The organism is Streptomyces xingningensis (assembly GCF_054957865.1).
Genome location: NZ_JBDJPF010000003.1, coordinates 150,212 through 168,863, shown reverse-complemented (window position 1 = coordinate 168,863; position 18,652 = coordinate 150,212). Strand labels below are relative to the sequence as shown.

General features: G+C 72.5%; 14 protein-coding genes. 7 read left to right on the top strand and 7 right to left on the bottom strand.

Going from position 1 to position 18,652, the window contains the following annotated elements:
- Window positions 1-193: 193 nt before the first annotated feature.
- Window positions 194-1,684 carry a M28 family peptidase gene (locus ABCR83_RS02975; RefSeq protein WP_462693015.1) on the top strand — a complete coding sequence of 497 codons (1,491 nt, stop codon included), beginning with the start codon at window positions 194-196 and terminating at the stop codon, window positions 1,682-1,684.
- 19 nt (window positions 1,685-1,703) lie between these two features.
- On the opposite strand, the gene ABCR83_RS02970 is transcribed toward ABCR83_RS02975, so the two are convergent.
- The 3 genes from ABCR83_RS02970 to ABCR83_RS02960 all read right to left on the bottom strand — a co-directional run bounded on the left by ABCR83_RS02970 (window position 1,704) and on the right by ABCR83_RS02960 (window position 8,588).
- A complete protein-coding gene (locus ABCR83_RS02970; RefSeq protein ID WP_462693013.1) occupies window positions 1,704-2,906 on the bottom strand; it encodes a DUF418 domain-containing protein in 1,203 nt (400 codons plus the stop codon).
- A 208-nt stretch (window positions 2,907-3,114) separates the two neighbouring features.
- On the bottom strand, window positions 3,115-4,494 hold the full coding sequence (locus ABCR83_RS02965) for an aspartate aminotransferase family protein (RefSeq protein WP_462693011.1): 1,380 nt from the start codon (window positions 4,492-4,494) through the stop codon (window positions 3,115-3,117).
- A 41-nt stretch (window positions 4,495-4,535) separates the two neighbouring features.
- Window positions 4,536-8,588: a Pls/PosA family non-ribosomal peptide synthetase gene (locus tag ABCR83_RS02960; protein WP_462693009.1), complete on the bottom strand. Its 4,053-nt coding sequence runs from the start codon at window positions 8,586-8,588 to the stop codon at window positions 4,536-4,538.
- A 193-nt stretch (window positions 8,589-8,781) separates the two neighbouring features.
- On the opposite strand from ABCR83_RS02960, the gene ABCR83_RS02955 reads away from it, so the two are divergent.
- Complete coding sequence (locus tag ABCR83_RS02955; protein ID WP_462693007.1) at window positions 8,782-9,888, top strand: winged helix DNA-binding domain-containing protein; 1,107 nt, start codon at window positions 8,782-8,784, stop codon at window positions 9,886-9,888.
- Here ABCR83_RS02955 and ABCR83_RS02950 read toward each other — a convergent pair.
- A complete protein-coding gene (locus ABCR83_RS02950) occupies window positions 9,885-10,277 on the bottom strand; it encodes a hypothetical protein (protein WP_462693005.1) in 393 nt (130 codons plus the stop codon). The two genes, ABCR83_RS02955 and ABCR83_RS02950, sit on opposite strands and share 4 nt — an antisense overlap.
- A gap of 269 nt (window positions 10,278-10,546) precedes the next feature.
- Between ABCR83_RS02950 and ftsH the strand changes: the two genes are divergently transcribed.
- On the top strand, window positions 10,547-12,457 hold the full coding sequence (gene ftsH / locus ABCR83_RS02945; RefSeq protein ID WP_462693003.1) for an ATP-dependent zinc metalloprotease FtsH: 1,911 nt from the start codon (window positions 10,547-10,549) through the stop codon (window positions 12,455-12,457).
- Between the two features lie 25 nt (window positions 12,458-12,482).
- Here ftsH and ABCR83_RS02940 read toward each other — a convergent pair whose 3' ends face one another.
- Window positions 12,483-12,770: a DUF1876 domain-containing protein gene (locus tag ABCR83_RS02940; protein ID WP_462693001.1), complete on the bottom strand. Its 288-nt coding sequence runs from the start codon at window positions 12,768-12,770 to the stop codon at window positions 12,483-12,485.
- Window positions 12,771-12,773: 3 nt separating this feature from the next.
- Window positions 12,774-13,001: a DUF1918 domain-containing protein gene (locus ABCR83_RS02935; RefSeq protein WP_462692999.1), complete on the bottom strand. Its 228-nt coding sequence runs from the start codon at window positions 12,999-13,001 to the stop codon at window positions 12,774-12,776.
- A 119-nt stretch (window positions 13,002-13,120) separates the two neighbouring features.
- Between ABCR83_RS02935 and ABCR83_RS02930 the strand changes: the two genes are divergently transcribed.
- From ABCR83_RS02930 to ABCR83_RS02920, 3 genes are all read left to right on the top strand, one after another.
- The gene (locus ABCR83_RS02930; protein ID WP_462692997.1) at window positions 13,121-14,596 is read left to right on the top strand and encodes an AAA family ATPase; all 1,476 of its coding nucleotides are present in this window, start codon (window positions 13,121-13,123) and stop codon (window positions 14,594-14,596) included.
- Window positions 14,597-14,646: 50 nt separating this feature from the next.
- Window positions 14,647-15,489: an SAM-dependent methyltransferase gene (locus ABCR83_RS02925; protein ID WP_462692995.1), complete on the top strand. Its 843-nt coding sequence runs from the start codon at window positions 14,647-14,649 to the stop codon at window positions 15,487-15,489.
- Between the two features lie 156 nt (window positions 15,490-15,645).
- Entirely contained in the window at window positions 15,646-17,244 is a 1,599-nt protein-coding gene (locus ABCR83_RS02920; RefSeq protein WP_462692993.1) for an adenosine deaminase family protein, read from the top strand.
- A gap of 3 nt (window positions 17,245-17,247) precedes the next feature.
- Here the strand turns inward: ABCR83_RS02920 and ABCR83_RS02915 are convergent, their stop codons facing one another.
- Window positions 17,248-18,228, bottom strand: a complete 981-nt coding sequence (locus tag ABCR83_RS02915) for a quinone oxidoreductase family protein (protein ID WP_462692991.1) — start codon at window positions 18,226-18,228, stop codon at window positions 17,248-17,250.
- 91 nt (window positions 18,229-18,319) lie between these two features.
- Here ABCR83_RS02915 and ABCR83_RS02910 point away from each other — a divergent pair, with 91 nt between their 5' ends.
- Window positions 18,320-18,649 (top strand): ArsR/SmtB family transcription factor, encoded by a 330-nt coding sequence (locus ABCR83_RS02910; protein ID WP_462692989.1) that lies wholly within the window; start codon window positions 18,320-18,322, stop codon window positions 18,647-18,649.
- Window positions 18,650-18,652: the final 3 nt, after the last annotated feature.

Sequence of the window (18,652 nt, the reverse complement as noted above, 5' to 3'; positions counted from 1 at the left end):
CGGTGAACGGCCGGCCGGCGGGCCGGGCCTGCGGTGCCACTGGCCCGAAATGGCCGCTCCCGCCCCGGGGACGCCTGCGCTCGCGGTAGGCTGCCCCGCCCCCTCGGGCAGCACGGCGCAGCACTGCGCACAGCGGCGGGTCATGCCGTACAAGTGGCGCTCAGGCACAAGGAGTTGAAAAGGATTGTCCGGCTTGGCCAGAGGTCTTCAGCAGCTGATGGGGCGATGCCTGCCCCGGGTGTCCGTGGCCCTGGCCGTGGCGGTCGCCGTGTCACTGGTGACGGCGGGGATGCCCGCATCGGCCGTCGCCCGGCACCGGCCGGCCGCGGATGCCACGGCGCTGGCCGACCGGCTGGCGGCGCAGGTCACGGCGGACGGCGCCTGGCGCCATCTGCAGGCCTTCCAGCGGGCCGCCGACGAGCACAACGGACTGCGTGCGGCGGGGACGCCCGGGTACGAGGCGTCCGCCCGCCATGTCATCCGGGAGCTGACGAAGGCCGGGTACCGGGTCCGTCTTCAGCCGTTCTCGTTCTCCGACACCCGGCCGGTGGCCGAGACGGCCCGGCAGCTCACACCGGTGGGGCGCACCCTGCATCCGCTGCTCACCCGCGACAGCACCTCCCTGCCCCAGGGCGGCTGGACCGGCCCGCTGGCCGTGCTGCCCCAGGGCGGTCCGGCGGCGTACGGGTGCCGGAGCGGTGACTACGCGGGCGGTGACTACCGGGGCAAGGCCGTGCTGGTGCGCTACGGCAGCTGCGGCCTGGCGGACAAGCTCGCGTCGGCCGCCGCCGCGGGCGCCGCCGTCCTGCTGATGAACGTCGACCAGCAGCCGGAGCGGATGAACATCCGCTCGGGCGTACGGCCGCCCTCCGCGGCCGTCATCCCCACCGCCAACCTGCCGCGCGGCGAGAGCGAGCGGCTCATCGCGGACGCGGCCCGCGGACCCGTCCGCCTCAGCCTCGATCTGCGCAACAAGGCCATCACCACCAGGACCTTCAATGTGCTGGCCGACACCCCCACCGGGCGCCCGGACCACACGATCGTCCTCGGTGCCCATCTGGACAGTGCGACCGAGGGCCCGGGCATCAACGACAACGGCACCAGCGCGGCCATGGTCCTCGAGACCGCCCTGCGGATCGCCCCGTATGCGAAGGACATCCGCAACCGGGTGCGCTTCGCCTTCTGGGGCGGCGAGGAGGAGGGGCTGCAGGGCTCCACCCACTATGTCTCCCGGCTGACCGAGCGGGAGCGCCGGGAGACCTCGCTGAACCTCAACTTCGAGACCATCGCCTCACCCAACTTCGCGCGCATGGTGTACCACGGGCCCGGTTCCGTGCCGCCCGGCACGGATGTCATCGAGGAGGTCTTCAAGAACCGCTTTGCCAGGCACCGGCTGCCCACCGTGCCCCTGGACTTCGACGGGCGGTCCGACTTCGTCCCGTTCATCGCCGCCGGGATTCCGGCCGGCGGGGGATCGGCGGGCTTCAACCACCTCAAGTCCCCGGAGTGGCAGCGGCTGTTCGGCGGTGAAGCGGGCCGGCTCACCGACCCCTGCTACCACCAGACCTGCGACACCCTGGGCCACCTCAACCGGACCGTCTTCGGACAGTTCGGCGACGCGATGGCCTGGGTCACGGGCCGTTTCGCCGTCGACGTCTCCGATGTCGAGCGGGGGCGGCGCTGAGGGCCGGGGCACCGGTGGATCAGCCGACGTAACGGGCCACTCCGGTTGCCTTGTTGAGCAGATACTCCAGCGGACCGCGGGTGAAGAACCGGGACCAGACGAGCGCCAGCAGCGTGGCGGCCGCAAGAAAGGCGAGCAGCACCCGCGGGGGCGAACCGGGAACCTCCTCGATGCCCAGCGCCCAGATCCCGGTGACATTGAGGACATAGGCGGTCAGTGACATCCTGCCGACCACCGTGACGGGATGTACCAGCCGCCGGAACCGGGTCGTGTCGGTGGCGGTCACACAGAGCGCGAGCACGGCGAGGGCCACCCCGGTGTTGCCCACGATCGACAGCGTGGTCTCGCTGTGCGGGGAGGCCGCCAGCAGCCAGGAGGGCATGTCCCAGTCGGGGGCGCCCGAAGTGTCCGACCACCAGGCCGATCCGGACGGCCCCTGGTCCTGGCCGACGGCGGCCAGCAGCCGCAGGGCCACCCATGAACCCCCATAGCCCACCACCGTCAGCAGCCCGCCGGTGACCGCCAGCCGGGTCCGGACGGCGGCCGAGGAGAGATCCAGCTTCGCCGCGGCCATGCCGGCCAGCACAAAGGGCAGCCAGGTCAGGAGCGGATAACTGCCGGTGAAGAACAGGTCGATGACCCCGCCCGTGCCGCTGACCGCCGCCAGCGGGTCGTGGTTCGCCGCCCGCTCCGCCCAGTTGCCGCTCTCGATCGAGGTGCGCACCACATAGAGCACCTGTGGCAACACCAGGGCGGCGGTGGCCGCAGCCACGGCCAGCGTCCGGGCCCGCAGCCGGTACAGCGGGAGGGCGAGCACGAAATACAGTCCGTAGTAGGCCAGGATCACATCGACCTGGGTGCCCAGCATGGTCAGCGCGGTGCCCAGGGTGAGCAGGACGGCCGAGCGGACCAGCACCCGGGCGACGGCCTGCCGGCCGGCGCGGCCGGTCTTCGGCACCGGGCGGCCCGTCAGCAGGATCAGGGAGAAGCCCGCCAGCAGGGCGAAGAGCGCGGACGCCCGGCCATGGGTGAGCTCCATCAGCCAGCCGGTGACCCCGCCGTCGTCCGGATCCGGGCCGACGTGGGCGGCATACATGCCGAAGACCGCGAGGCCGCGGGCCAGATCGACGCCGACCAGCCGGACCTTCGCCGCGGGGCTCTCCGCGGAAACCGGTAAGGCGGGCGCGGGTGCGTGGCCTGCCGGAGAAACATTGTGCGACATGCCTCCAGCGTTAGCCGGTGGAGGTGGCCAATGGGCGGCTTTTCGCGGAATTTATACGGTCGTTGAGGATCTGACGGACAGTCGGACGGGCGGTCCGGGGCGCTGCTCCCGGCCCGCCCGCATGCCGGGCGTCCCGGTCCCGGTGGTGGAGCGGACGGCCCCGGTGTTGACGCCGAGCGGTCCTGGGGTGTCCCGCGACGGGTGACGATCACCCCGGCGGGAACTGCCGTCGGCTCGCGGTGAAGGATTCGAGGAGGATCGAGCATCCCGTGTCCACCACCTCGGCGGTCACATTCAGCGGCGGCATGAGCCTGACCACGCCGTCGCCCCGGCCCCCGAGTTCGAGGATCAGTCCCCGGCGCAGGGCCTGGGCCTGGACGGCGGAGGCGAGTTCGGAGGCGGGCCGGCCGGTGCCGGGATCCGCCAGCTCGACGCCCCGGACCAGACCGCGGCCCCGGATCTCATGCACCCAGGGGTCGTGGGCCAGCCCGGCGAGCCGGTCCTGGATCTGCTCTCCCCGACGCCGGACATTGCCGAGGACGTCCTCCTCCCGTACGACGCGGATGGCCTCCGTTCCTGCGGCGAAGGCGAGTTGGTTGCCGCGGAAGGTGCCGATGTGGGCGCCGGGTGCCCAGGTGTCCAGTCGGGTGTCGTAGAGGATGAGGGCGACCGGGGTGCCGATGCCGCTGAGGGCTTTGGAGGCGACGATGACGTCCGGTTCGATGCCGTACTGTTCGAAGGCGTACCAGGTGCCGGTGCGTCCGCAGCCGGTCTGTACCTCGTCGACGACCAGGGGGATGCCCAGTTCGCGGGTGAGTGCACGGACGCGGCGCACGAAGTCGGTGCGCGCGGGCACCACCCCGCCCTCGCCCTGCACCAGCTCCAGCAGCACCGCGGCCGGCAGCGGCACCCCGCCGTTGCTGTCGCGCAGCGAATGCTCCAGGACGGCGGCGCAGTTGGTGGTGCAGCTGTCCGGTGTCAGCCCGACCGGGCACCTGCCGCAATAGGAGTACGGGAAGAAGTGGACCCCGGGCATCCCATTGGGCACCGGCCGCCGCTGTGCCAGCAGTCCGCTGAGCGCCATGGCGGCATGGCTGCTGCCGTGGAAGCCGCCCTGGAAGGAGACGATGTCCCCGCGGCCGGTGGCCGTCTTGCACAGCTTGACCGCCGCCTCCACGGCGTTGGCTCCCGTCGGCCCGCAGAAGTGCACCTTCATCCGGTCCCGCAACCCGGCGGGCAGCATGGACAGTTGGGCCTGGAGGAAGGCGTCCTTGGCCGGAGTCGGGAAGTCCAGGCCATGGGTGAGCCGGCCGAGCTGCTCGGACACGGCCCGCACCAGCGCCGGATGGTTGTGGCCCAGGGAGAGGACGCCGGCTCCGGCCAGGAAGTCGATGAAGACATTGCCGTCGACGTCCCGGACGAAGCTGCCGAAGCCCTCCGCCAGCGCGATGGGCAAGTGCCGTGGATAGGTGCGGGCGTTGGACTCCCAGCGCTGCTGCCGGGCGAGGAGCTCGGCCGAGCGGGGGCCGGGCAGCTCGCCGGTGACCTGCGGAGCGGTCCATGCCGCGGGTGGTACGACGGATGTCATCAGGGGTCTCCGAACGGTGAGAGGAAGAGAGTCGGCGGCGGTCAGCAGGGGCGGGACGGAATGCCTCGCCAGCGCGTCCCGCCGGGAAGCCGTTCGCCCTTTATGACCAGGGACAGCGCGTCCACACTGGCCCCGGCTCCGACTTCCGCGTCATAGAGCACGACGGAGCGCATGCCCACCGAGGCGCCCGCGCCGATCCTGGTCCGGGACATCTTCATCACCCGGTCCTCGAAGAGATGGGTCTGCACCGAGGTGAACTCCCCGACCGCGGCGTCGTCCCCGATCTCCACAAGGTCGAACTCGGTGAGATAGGTCGTGGCCAGCCAGACGCGCTTGCCGATGCGGGCACCGAACAGGCGCAGTACGGGGGATACCCAGGGGGAGCCGGTGAGCGGATTCACCAGGGCCGGGACGGCCAGGTTCTCGTACAGGCCGGTGATGAGCTCGGTGCGCCGCACCCAGACGCTCCACAGCGGCTCCACGCGCGGCCGGTAGCGGCCGATCACCAGCCACTTGAGCAGCACGGTGGCCAGCGTGGCGACCACCCCGGTGCCGAGCAGCACGGCCGGGCCGAGCAGGAACAGCGCCGTCGGCGGGGCGTTCTCGGCCAGTCGCAGGGATGCGAACAGCCCGGCCAGGACGCTCAGCGAGCCGATCGTGGTCGGCAGGGTGGCCCGGAAGTACTCGATGGCCAGCCGTGCCGCGATCAGGCGGCGGCTCGGGGCGTAGGTCAGCCTCGCCGGGAACTCCCGGCTGGCCTCGCGGCGCGGCAGGAAGATCGCGGGCGAGCCGAGCCAGGCGGTCTCGGGCTCCATCGGCTTGTCCGGCGCCACCGAGTGCACCCCGAGCAGACTGCCCGCGCCCAGCCGGCAGGAGCCGGGCAGCAGCGCGCCGTTGCCCACGAAGCCGAGCCTGCCGACCTCGGCCGGGGCCAGGGCGATCCGGCCCCGGTGGAAGACCGCCGGGCTCGCCACGACGGCGTCCGCCAGAAAGCTCCGCTCACCGATGACGAGCATGTCGGGGTCGACATGGCCGACGGTCGCCACCTCGGACCAGCGGCCGGTTCGCGCCCCGAGCGAACGCAGGAAGGGCACCACATAGAGGGTGGAGTAGAGCGCGTGGATCAGCGTCCGGCTCAGCGCCAGCGCGCCGTCGGAGATCCATTTGCGGACCCCGAACCTCCCGCGCTGCGGGTGGATCCCGGCCCGCGCGGTGGGCAGCACGGTCCGCTTGACGGCGAACACCGCCAGGCAGGTGGCCAGCACCACCAGGGGCCCGGCCGCCGCCGCGGCGAGGCAGGCCCAGCCAAAGCCGAACCGCCAGGCCGGATACGCCACGAGGCTCGAACCGCCCAGCGCGATCAGCAGGGGCAGCGCCAGGAGCAGCAGCGCACCGGCGGCGTAGCCGGCCAGCACGGGGACGGACCAGGGGCGGTCATCGGCCTGCGCCGTCATGTCCTGCAGCAGGGCGGGCCGGGCTTCCCGGCGCGCGGCGGGCGAGCCCGCCCAGTGCTCGTCCGCCGGTATGACCCGGTCCGCGGGCACCAGCGACTGCTCGCCCACCGAGGCGCGATCGCCGAGTACGGCACCGGGCAGCACCACGGAGTTGGTGCCCACGAAGCATCCGGAGCCGATGCGCACCGGCTCCAGCCGCAGCCGGCCGCCCTCGACCGCGTACGGCGTGAGGCGGGCGCCATAGCCGATGCTCGTCCCCGCGCCGATCTCCACCAGCGACGCCGGCCAGCAGACCGACGACAGATGGCAGTCGCGGCCGATGCGGGCGCCCAGCAGCCGCAGGACGGGCGGCAGCAGGGGCGAGCCGGCCAGCAGCGCGAAGGGGGTGAACGCGAGGATCTTTCCGTACAGCCAGAACCGCAGATAGGTCACGCCCCACAGCGGATAGCGGCCCGGTTTCACCCCGGCCATCAGCAGCCGGCAGCCGAGCACGGGCAGCACCACGGCGCTGACGGCCAGCCAGCCGATGTCCAGCAGCACGAACCGGGAGACCGGCAGGCCGACGAGGAGACCCACCGGGCTGCCGCCGGAAGGCGCGCGCACCGGCAGCTGCCAGGCCCGGCACAGCCGGTACAGCAGCAGCACCGCCGGCAGCCCGGCCAGCATCAACCAGGAGTACAGGGCAGCGAGTTGGGCGATGCCGCAGGTCCACACCCGCAGCGAGGAGTGGCGCAGCGGTGGAGGGAGTGCCGGGGCCCGGGACGGTCCCGGCCGTACGGCGGAGGCCGCCTGGGTCTCGAGGAAGGCCGCCAGCCCGCGGATGGTGGGATGGGCGTAGAGATCCCCTATCGCCACGCTCCGCAGGTCCGGCTGGAGCCGCAGGGCGGACATCAGGCGCGCGGCGGCCATCGAGTGACCGCCCAGATCACAGAAGAAGTCGTCCTCCACGGAGACCTGGTCACCCCCGAGAACGTCCCGCCACACCACGGCCAGCCGCTCCTCCAGCGGGGTGGCGGGGCCGATGTGCGGCCGGGAGCGGCGGGTGAGCGGCGGCGAGTTGGGGGCGGGCAGGGCGGCGCGATCGATCTTGTCGGCGGCCAGCAGCGGAAACTCGGGGAGGATCTCGACGAACGTCGGGATCATATAGGCGGGCAGTCTGCGCTGCAGCCGGGCGCGCAGCCGGTCCCGCAGCTCCTCCCGGGAGCCCTCCGCCGCGCGGTCGGCCAGGGTCACATAGCCGATCAGATCCTGGGCGGCCCCGTCCCGTACCAGCGGTGTGACGACGGCGTTCTCGACCGCGGGGTCCTCACGGATCACCTGTTCGATCTCGGCCGGCTCGATGCGGTAGCCGCGGATCTTCACCTGGGTGTCGACGCGCCCCAGGTACTCGATCTCCCCGCCGGGGGTGAAGCGGCCGCGGTCGCCCGTGCGGTAGACGCGGGGAACCTCGGCGCGGTCGCGTTCCACGGGGTTGGCGATGAACCGTTCCGCCGTGAGGTCGGGCCGGTTCACATAGCCGAGGGCGACCCCGGGCCCGCCGACGCAGATCTCCCCGCTCTCGCCCTCGGCGACCGGACACAGCGCCTCGTCCAGGATGTAGACGCGATAGGTGGGCAGCGGAGTGCCGATGGTGACGGGCCGGTGCGGGAGGAGCTCACCGCAGGTGGCCGTCACGGTCGCCTCCGTCGGACCGTAGGCGTTCAGGATGCGGCGGCCCGGCCGGTGCCAGCGGCGCACCAGGTCCGGTGGGCAGGCCTCGCCGCTGACGAGCAGGCTGCGCAGCGAGGGCACTTCGGCCTCGAGGGTCATCAGCAGGGTGGGGACGCAGCACAGCACCGTGATCGCGTGCTGGATGAGGAACGCGGTGAGCCCGTGTCCCACCCGCCGTCCGTCCGTGGGTCCCGCCACCAGGGTCGCCCCCGCCATCCAGGTCGGCCAGATCTCCTCGATGGCGAAGTCGAAGGCGATCGACAGGCCCTGGTAGACCCGGTCCTCCCGGCCCACCCGGTAGATCGGGGCGACCACCCGCAGGAAGTTGACGATGTTCGTATGCGATACGGCGACGCCCTTGGGCCGTCCGGTGGTGCCGGAGGTGTAGATCACATAGCTCATCCCCGAGGGGTCGACATCGACCTGGGGCCGGACCTCGGGCTGGCGGGCCAGCGGGCTCCGGGCCCGGTCGAGTTCCAGCACGGCACAGGGCAGCCGCTCCGTCCGGCCGCGCAGGGCCGAGGCCGTCACCAGATCGTGCAGCCCGGCGTCCTGGGTGATGAACGCGAGGCGGTCGGCGGGAAACGACGGATCGAGCGGGACATGGACCGCCCCCGCCTTGATCACACCGAGCAGGGCGACATAGATGTCGGCGGAGCGCTCCAGCAGGATCCCCACGGGTGACCCCGCGCCCACCCCGCGCTCCGCGAGCAGATGGGCCAGCCGGTTGGCCCGCCGGTCGAGCTCGGCGTAGCTGAGCCGCTCGTCCTCGCAGACCACCGCGATGGCGTCCGGGTAGCGGTCACAGGTGTGCTCGAAGTACTGGGGCAGCGTGTGCACCAGCGGCGGGTCGGCTGTGGAGGCTCCCGGTGGTGGGCCCGTGTCCGGGGCGGATTCCGCGGGTCTGGCGGGGGGTGTGGTGTCCGGCATGCCTTCTCCTGGTCCGGAGGATGTGCAGGGTCGTGGTGTGTTTCGTCTTTCTGTTCGTCGGGCGCCGGCTGCTGCAGGGGAACGCCCAGGGGGCACGTTTGGTCACTGCGCATGCGTTCCCCAGGGTGAAAGCGGGCCCTGGGGCCGGGCCGCGTACGATCAATGGCCCTGGCCACCAGGAGGTCCCTTCGCCATGTCCAAAGCCGCTGCTGTGCTCGACCGTCAGGCCCTGAACAGGGCCTTCCTCGACCGGCAGCTCCTGCTCCGGCGCCATGAGCTGCCCGCCCTGGCTGCGGTCGAACACCTGGTCGGTCTCCAGGCGCAGGCCCCCACGCCGCCCTACTACGGGCTGTGGACCCGGCTGACCGGCTTTGGGCACCAAGAGCTCGCCCGGGCGCTCACCGACCGGAGCGCGGTGCGCATCGTCCTGATGCGCGGCACCGTCCATCTGGTCAGCGCCCGCGACTGCCGGTCCGTACGGCCCTGGGTGCAGCCTTTCCTGGAGCGCACCCTGAAGACGGGCTTCGGCAAGCAGCTGCACGGCCTGGACCCGGCCGAGGTCGCCGCCGCCGGAGGCGAACTCCTCGCCCGGGAGCCGCTCAGCACCGGCGAGCTGGGCCGCCTGCTCCACGAACGGTGGCCCGAGCACGGCCCCTCCGCCCTGGTCAACGCGGTCCGCGCCCTGCTGCCGCTGGTCCAGACCCCGCCGCGCGGAGTGTGGGGCCACAGCGGACAGACCACCTATGCCCTGGCCGAGGACTGGCTCGGCACTCCCCTGGACCCGGAGCCCGCACCGGACGCCCTGGTCCTGCGCTACCTCGCCGCCTTCGGCCCGGCCACCGTCAAGGACATCCAGACTTGGTCCGGCCTGACCCGGCTGCGCGAGGTGACCCGGCGGCTCGCACCCCGCCTGGTGTCCTTCCGGGACGAGGACGGCAATGAACTGTTCGACCTGCCGGACGCCCCGCGCCCCGGCCCGGACGCCCCGGCGTCGGTGCGGTTCCTGGCCCCCTTCGACAACGCGATCCTCTCCCACGCGGACCGCCGCCGGATCATCAGCGACGAACACCGCCGGGCCATCGCCACCAAGAACGGCCTCATCCCGGGCACCGTCCTGGTGGACGGCTTCGTCCGGGGCGCCTGGCGGATCGAGCGGGACCGCGCCGTCAGCACGCTGCACATCGAGCCCTTCGCCCCGCTGCCGGCCGGCCGGCGCACCGAACTCGGCGAAGAGGGCGAGCGGTTGCTGTCCTTCGCGACCGACGGGGAGGGGACGCACGACATCCGGTTCGCGGGCTAGGAACGCCCGAGCGGCGTCAGCCGCAGCCGGACCTCCAGCTCGTGCTCGCCCGGAACCGTGCCGTGCTCCTCGACCCCGAACACCGCCGCCAGCTCCTCCGCGACCTGGTGCACCGGATCCGCGGCACCGAAGAGACCGGCATCGACCACCCCCGCGAGCGGAACCGGAGCCGCCGCGCCCCGCGCCCGGCGCGCCCGGGTGTCGACAACCGTGGACCACACCAGCGGATGACCCGCACCGGACGGCGCGGACCCCGGTTCCCCGGTCACCACATCGGTGCCCTCCGGGAAGGCGGTCTGCAGGGCGCCGATCACGGCCCCCGCGGCATCCGGGCCGCAGCCCGTCAGATGCACACTGACGTGGTCCGCGCTCTCGGGAGTACTCGCCACCGGTGCTCCTTTGCCGTCATGGGCCACTGCTGGGGCCGGGACCTGCCCCCGACCGTAGGCGAGGGCACCGCACCCGGCACCCCGGGCACGGCCATCCGCGCGACGAGCACTGCCATCGAGGCCGTGGGGGCACCCTGGAAGGTGCGGGGTTACGCCGAACAGCGCAGGCGGACCCGTTCGGCCCTGCCGACCATCGGCCCAATCCTTGATCCTGGTGGCTGGGGCACCGTGGCCGTCGTCCACGAACGCCCACGAAAGAGAGCGGCTCTGTGATCACACGAATTCGCCTGCCGCACCGGCATCTGACGCCACCGGTCCGGCCCGGGCCACCGGGTGAGCCCCCCCAGCGGCCGACCCCGCAGCCCGCGCCCTCCTGGGGACGCTGGGTGCTGGCGCTCGTCCTCATGACCTTTGTGATCATTCTGCTGCTCGCCCGCGGCTTCTCCGGACAGCCCCGCCACCAGGAGTCGTACACCGACTTCGTCGGCAAGGTGACCGCCGGACAGGTACAGACCGTCGACATCAACGACAAGGGAACCGTCACCGGCACCCTCAAGGACGGCACCCAGTTCACCACCCAGATCCCCACCGCCCTGGGCTCCGGCCAACTCGAACAGCAACTGCAGTCCCAGCACGTCCAGATCACCGCCTCCCAGAGCGGCGGCGGCAGCCCCTGGCTGTCGATCCTGCTGGCCTTCCTGCCCCTGCTGCTGCTCGGCGGCTTCTTCCTGTGGAGCGCGCGCCGCGCGGCCAGCTCGCTCACCGGCGGCATCAGCACCATCGGCCGCTCCCGGGCGAAGATCATCGAAGCCGAGCGGCCCACCACCGGCTTCCCGGACATCGCCGGGTACGACGGCGTCAAACAGGAGATCGGCGAGGTCGTCGACTTCCTGCGCAACCCCGGCCGCTACGCCCGGGCCGGCGCCAAGGGACCACGCGGCGTGATCATGGTCGGGCCGCCCGGCACCGGCAAGACGCTCCTCGCCCGCGCCGTCGCCGGAGAAGCGGACGTACCGTTCCTGTCCGTGACCGGCTCGGCCTTCGTCGAGATGTTCGTCGGCGTCGGCGCCTCCCGGGTCCGCGACCTCTTCGACGAGGCACGCAAGCGCGCCCCCTCCATCGTCTTCATCGACGAGATCGACGCCGTCGGCGGCCGCCGGGGCGGCGGCACCCGGCTCGGCGGCAACGACGAGCGCGAGCAGACCCTCAACCAACTCCTCGCCGAAATGGACGGCTTCGACCAGGGCACCGGCATCGTCGTGCTCGCCGCCACCAACCGGCCCGACGCCCTCGACCCCGCCCTGCTGCGCCCCGGCCGCTTCGACCGCCAGGTGACCGTACCCCTGCCCAACCAGGCCGAACGGGCCGCGATCCTGGCCGTCCACGCACGGGGCAAGACCCTCGACCCCGCCGTCGACCTGGACGCCGTCGCCCGTGCCACCCCCGGCTTCTCCGGCGCCGACCTCGCCAACCTCGTCAACGAGGGCGCCATCAACGCCGTACGCGCCGACCGCGCCACCATCACGCCCCTGGACCTGGACACCGCCCGCGACCGGGTGCTGCTCGGCCGGCGGGAGTCCTCCAACGCACTGCTCCCCGAGGAGCGGCGCTCGGTCGCCGTGCACGAATCCGGGCACGCCCTCGTCGCCGCCCTGTGCGAGCACGCCGACCCGGTCGCCAAGGTCACCATCCTGCCCGCCGGGGTCTCGCTCGGCGTCACCGAGCAACTCCCCGAGGCCGAGCGCCACCTGTACACCGAGGGCTATCTCACCGACCTGCTCGCGGTGCGCCTCGGCGGCCGGGCCGCCGAGCTCGTCGTCTTCGGCGAGGGCTCCACGGGCGCGGCCAACGACCTGGCCGGCGCCACCCAGATCGCCACCCGCATGGTCCGCGAATTCGGGCTCTCCCCGGAGCTGGGCCCCATCGGCTATGCGTCGACCAGCCCGCAGTTCCTCGGCGAGAGCCCGGAGGACCTCATGCGGCGGCCCTACTCGGAGCAGACCCAGCGGATCGTCGACGAGGAGGTCTCCCGGCTCATCCGGCACGCCGAGGACCGGGCCCTGGGCATGCTGAGGGAACACCGCACGGCCCTCGACCGGCTCGCGGACCTGCTCGTCGCCAAGGAGACCGTCGACGGCTCCGTGGTGCTGGACGTGCTCCGCCGCGAACGGTCGTCCTGACCGTCCGCCGTGCCTGCCCGGGTCCTCAGAGCTCCCAGCCGTACATCGGCGAGGTTCTGGGCTCCGGGGCCGCGCCCATGGCCGCGACATCGCGTTCGGCCGTCCCCAGCAGCTGCTCGCCGAGGTCGCGCAGCGCCCGGCCGGCCGCGAACTCGTCGCCGATCGCCGGCACGTCCTTGTCACCGGGGGCCCGGTGGGCCGCGCCACGGCCGGTCAGCGAGGTGGCGCCGAGGTCCAGTACCGCCTGGGCCTTTGTCGTTCCGTCGTCCTCGGAGAGGTCCAGCCGGACCTTCCACTCCGTCGTGTGCTGCATCGTTCACCCCTGCATCCCCGGGCCGGCCGTGCCCGGCCGGCCCGCCTGGCGTACGTGCGCGTCGGGGCCGGGATACACCAGGCTCACCCGGGTGCTGCCGGTCCAGCGCACGTCATAGGGAGGCGTGCCATCGGTGTGGTGGAGACCGACGATCTCGCCGTCCCGCTTGGTGGTGCTGGTGCTCGGACTCTCGACAATGAGGTGATCACCGACATGTGCGTGCATGATCATCGCCGCTTTCCGGGGTCTGTTGGTCTCTGAGTCCATTCTGCGCCCACCGGCCCGCGCGCCGCGCGGGCCGGTGAGGTCTACTGGAAGAGCAGGAGCACGCCCGACGAGGGGAGCGGCCCGTGCCACCGGATGCCACCACCGTTCCCGCCAAGCCGGCCGACATGTTCGACAGAGAGGCCGAGTGGGCCGAACTGGTGCGCTTTGCCCGCGACCCGCGCCCCGGGCCCGCGCTGGGCGTGGTCTCGGGGCGGCGCAGGCAGGGCAAGTCCTTTCTGCTGGAGGCCCTCACCCGGGCCACCGGCGGCTTCTACTTCGATGCCCAGGAAACGGTCGAGGCCGAGTCCCTGCGCCGCCTCGGCGACCGGTTCGCCCAGCACACCGGTGCGGGGCCGCCGCCCCGCTGGACGCGCTGGGAGGACGCCCTCGACGCCCTGCTGACGCTCGGCGACCCGGGCCCGCTGCCGGTGGTGATCGACGACTTCCCCGACCTCGTCCGGCAGAGCCCGGCCCTGCCCTCCGTGCTCCACAACGCCGCCCTCCGGCTGGCCGGCGCACATCCGGAGCACCGGCTGCGCCTGCTCCTCAGCGGCCCGGCCACCTCGGTGATGAACCGGCTCTTCCGCGGTCCCGCCCCCCTGCACGGGCTGGTCGGCCTGGAGCTGGAGGTACGGCCGTTCGACTTCCGCCGCGCCGCCCGGTTCTGGGGCATCGACGATCCGCGCCTGGCCGTCCTGGTGCACTCGGTGGTGGGCGGCACCGCCGCCTACCGGCGTGACTATGTCTGCGATGACGCCCCCGCCGGGCCCGAGGACTTCGACGCCTGGGTGTGCCGGACCGCCCTCAACCCCCGGGTGCCGCTGTTCTGGGAGTCCCGCCGACTGCTCGAGGAGGAGACCGACCACGCCGACCGCGTGCTGTGCCACTCGGCGCTGGCCGCCATCGCCTCCGGCTGCTCCACCCGCGGTGAGATCGCCGCCACCCTGGCGCACCCGCTCACCGGCGTCTCCCGCGCCCTGGCACTGCTCGGGGACGGCGGACTGCTGCGCGCCGAACCCGACGCCTTCCGGCCGGGCCTGACCCGGTACGAGATCACCGAGCCCCTGCTCGCCTTTGAGCACGCCATCACCTGGCCCCACCTCTCCGCCCTGGAGCAGGAGGACACCGCCGCCGTCTGGCGACGGGCCCGGGCCACCTTCGACTCGGCGCTGGCCGCCCCCCACTTCGCCCGCCTCTGCCGGCGCTGGGCCGTGGACCATGCCGCCCCCGCCACCTTCGGCGCCCGCCCCGCCTCGGCCTCCCACGGCGTGCTGGACGACCCGGGGCAGGGCGAAGGCATCGACGCCGAGGTGGTCGTACGCGGCCGGCCGGATGCCCTGCTGTCCGTCGGCCAGGCGCGCTGGGACGCCCCCATGGACGCCGGTGACCTGGCACGGCTCCGCCGCGCACTGGCTCTGCTGGCCGACCGTGGCGAGGACGTCCGGCACACCCGGCCCGCCTGCTACGGCGCCGCCGGGTTCACCCCCGAACTGCGCACGGCCGAGGCGGCGGGCGAGGTGGTCCTGGTCGATCCCGACCGGCTGTACCACGGGGAATGACCGGGGACGGAGAAGTTTACGCCCCGGAAGCCAGGTAGAGATATAGGGCCATGAGTGACGAGAAGGCGGTACAGGCAGCGCAAGTTGCCCGTGATTACTACAACTCCGGTGATGTCGACGGCTTTTACGCATCCGTCTGGGGCGGCGAGGACATCCACACCGGTATCTACGAGGACGGGCACGAGCCGGTCGGCCGGGCGTCCCGGCGGACCGACGAACGGGTGGCCGCCCGGGTGGCCGACCGGCTGGGGCCGGGCCGTACGGTCCTCGACCTTGGCTCGGGCTATGGCGGCGCGGCCCGCCATCTGGCCCGGAACTTCGGCTGCCGGGTGGTCGCGCTCAACATCAGCGAGGTGCAGAACCGGCGGCACCGGGAGCTCAACGCCGAGCACGGGCTCGACGGGCTGATCGAGGTCGTCACCGGCTCCTTCAACGACATCCCCGCGGCGGACGGGCAGTTCGACGTCGTCTGGACCCAGGAGGCCCTCTGCCACAGTGGTGACCGGGCGCTGACGCTGTCCGAGGCGGCCAGGGTGCTCACCCCGGGCGGCCGGCTGGTCTTCACCGACGTCATGGCGGCCGGTGACGCCCGGGCCGACGAACTGCGCCCGCTCTGCGAGCGGTTGAACGTCACGGATCTGGCCACGGCGGACTTCTACCGGGAGCAGCTCGGCCGACTCGGGCTGGAACAGGTGGAATTCGACGACCTGAGCGAGAATCTGCTCACCCACTACATCCGCCTCACGGAGGAACTGGGGCGGCAGGACGCCGAACTCACCGGCGCCATCAGCGAGGAGTATCTGGACCGGCTGCGGATGAATCTTCCGCTGTGGGTCCACGCCTGCCGGAAGGAGCTGCTCGCCTGGGGGATCTTCCACGGCCGCCGGAAGTGACGGCGCCGCCGCTTTGCTGCCGCCGCATCGCCGAGGTCACCGGTCTCCCCGGCCGCCGTCCTGCTGCGCCCCCGCCGTTGAACAACGGTGGTGTGCGAGGGGAGCGTCACTACGCCTGGGACGCGTTTGAACTGTCGCCGTCATCAGGAGGATGGGTTGAACCACCATACAAAAACCGGCCGTTCACACCGGGGCGGCCGGGCCGCCGCAGGCACCCGGCTGCGCACCGCCGTGGCCGCGGTGCTCTGCGCCGCGGTACTGCCCCTGTGGGGAGCCCCGGCGCAGGCCCGGGCGGCGGCGGATCCCACCGCGGCCACGGCCGCGTACCTGGACGGCATCCGCGGCGACCGGGACCGGCTGCGGACCTTCCTGGAAGCCATGCCCAAGGGCGCGGACCTGCACAACCACCTCATCGGCGCGGCCTCCACCGAACTGCTGTTGGGCCTGGCCGCGGAGAACGGCCTGTGCATCGAAGAGGGTTCGCTGCGCGCGGTGCCGGCCCCCTGTGCCACCGGCAGCCGGCCGGCCTCCGACGCCGGCCACGACCGGGAGTTCCGCCGGCAGATCATCCGGGCCTGGTCCATGCAGGACTTCACCCCCGGGCGGGAGTCCGGGCACGATCACTTCTTCGCCGCCTTCGAGAAGTTCGGCGAGGCGGGCGTCGGCCACATGGGCCGGGTGCTGAGCGAGGTGGCCGACAAGGCCGCGGACCAGCACCAGTTCGCCCTGGAGACCATGGTCAGCCCTGCCCCGGCCGGGCTGGCCGAACTCGTCCGCAGGACCGGCTACGACGACAACCCGGCTCGGCTCCGGGCGAAGCTGCTGGCCGGCGGTGAGTTCGGCCGGCTGGTGGCCCAGGCGAGCGGGCAGACCGACCGGGAGATGGCGGAGTTCCGCACCGCGTCGCGCTGTGCCACCGCGGCACCGCACGCCGGCTGTGCACTGCCCATCCGCTTCATCACCCAGGTGGAACGCTCGGCCGATCCCGCCCAGGTCTTCGCCGAGCTGCTGCTCGGCTTCGAACTGGCCCGGCGGGACGGGCGTTTCGTCTCCGTCAACCTGGTGGCGCCCGAGGACGGACCGGTGGCACTCAAGGACTACAACCTCCATATGCGGATGCTGGACTACCTGCACACGCGGTATCCGCAGACGCACATCACCCTGCACGCCGGTGAGCTCGCGCCCGGTCTGGTCAAGCCCGAGGACCTGCGCTTCCACATCCGCCAGGCGGTGCTCACCGGTCACGCCGAACGGATCGGCCATGGCGTGGACGCGCGCTGGGAGGACGACCCGGAGGCCCTGCAGCAGACGCTGGCCGAACGGCGGGTGCTGGTGGAGGTGCCACTGACCAGCAACGCCCAGATCCTGGGCGTCTCCGGCAGCGAACACCCCTTCACCTTCTACCGGAAGCACCATGTCCCCGTCGCCCTCGCCACCGACGACGAGGGCGTCTCCCGGACCGACATCACCGCCGAGTACCAGCGGGCCACCACGACCTACGGCCTCGACTACCCCACGCTCAAGGAACTGGCCCGCACCTCCGTCGAGTACACCTTCCTGCCCGGCCGGAGCCTATGGAAGAACCGGGCCGGCTTCACGGTCGTCCCCGAGTGCGCGGATGACCGCCCGGGCGCCGCGCACCCCTCCGCACGGTGCGCCCGGTTGCTGGCGGCGAGCCCCAAGGCGGCTGCCCAATGGCGGCAGGAGGGAGCCTTCGGGTCCTTTGAACACAGGATCTCGAGGGGGCGGAAGTAGGGCTCAGCCGGCCACCCGCAGCAGCAGTTTTCCGGTGCTCTGCCGGCTGCCCATCAGCCGGTGCGCCCCGGCCGCGTCGGCGAGCGGGAACTCGGCCGTGACGGGCAGCCGCACCGTGCCGTCGGCCACCGTGCCGAACGCCCGCCCGGCGAGTTCGCGCAGCTCGCCGGGTGCGGTGCGGGCCAGCGAGAGGATGGAGAGCCCGCCGACCGAGCGGCCCGTCGGATACAGCTCGTCCTGGCCCACCCGCCAGGGCTCCTCGGAACTGGCGTTGCCGAAGGACACCAGGCGGCCGAAGGGGGCCAGCGAGTCCAGACCCTCGCGGAGGGCGGCGCCGCCGACGGGATCGAGGGCGAGGTCCACACCCCGTCCGCCGGTCGCCCGGCGCACCTCCCCGGCGAAGCCGGAGGAGCCGGTGAACACCTCGTCATAGCCGTGCTCGAGCGCATACCCGGCCTTCGCGGGCGAGGACACCACGCCATACACCGCACCCGCCCCGGCCGCCTTCGCCAGCTGTCCGGCGACCGTGCCGATGCCGCCCGCCGCGCCCTGCACCAGGACGGTCTCGCCCGCCCGCAACCGGCCCACCTCGTGCAGCAGGGCGTGCGCGGTGGGCAGCACGGTCGGCAGGGTGGCCGCGGTGCGCAGGCCCACGCCCGGGGGAAGCGGGAAGACGGCCACCGCGTCGGCGACGACGACCTCCGCGTAGGAGCCGGCCGAGGTGAAGGCGGCGACCTGCTGCCCGGGACGGAGCCCCGTCACTCCCGGGCCGACCGCGCGGATGTGGCCGGATGCCTCCAGGCCCGGCCGGAAGGGCAGGGACGGGACCCGGTAGCCCACGGTGCGCGCCTTGAGGTCGGCGAAGTTCACACCGGCGTAGGCGACTTCGATGCTCACCTGGCCCGGGCCCGGCTCGGGAACCTCGGTCTCCACGACTTCCAGGACCTCGGGACCGCCGTACTCCCGGAATTCGATCGCGCGCATGACGTACCCACCCCTCGCTCAAGTGTTCAATGAAAAGCGAACATCGTGACTGTATGATTTTGATCGAACACTTGGCAAGGGAGGCGAGGACATGACCGACCACTGCGGCCACCGCACCGCACCGGTGCACACCCACCCCGCAGAGGTGACCGTCCAGGCCGCGCTCGCGGCGCTCGCCGATCCGGTGCGGCTGCTGCTGGTCAGGGAGCTGGCCGCCGGCGCCGACTGGTCGCGCTCCTGCGGAAGCTTCGACGTGCCGGTCGGCAAGGCCGCCCTCAGCCACCACTTCACCGTGCTGCGCTCGGCAGGCCTGGTCGAGCAGCGGGACCAGGGCGCCAGACGCGTCAACCGGCTGCGGAGCGCGGAGTTCGACGCCCGCTTCCCGGGGCTGCTCGCGCTCGTCCTGCGCGAGGAGCGCTGACCG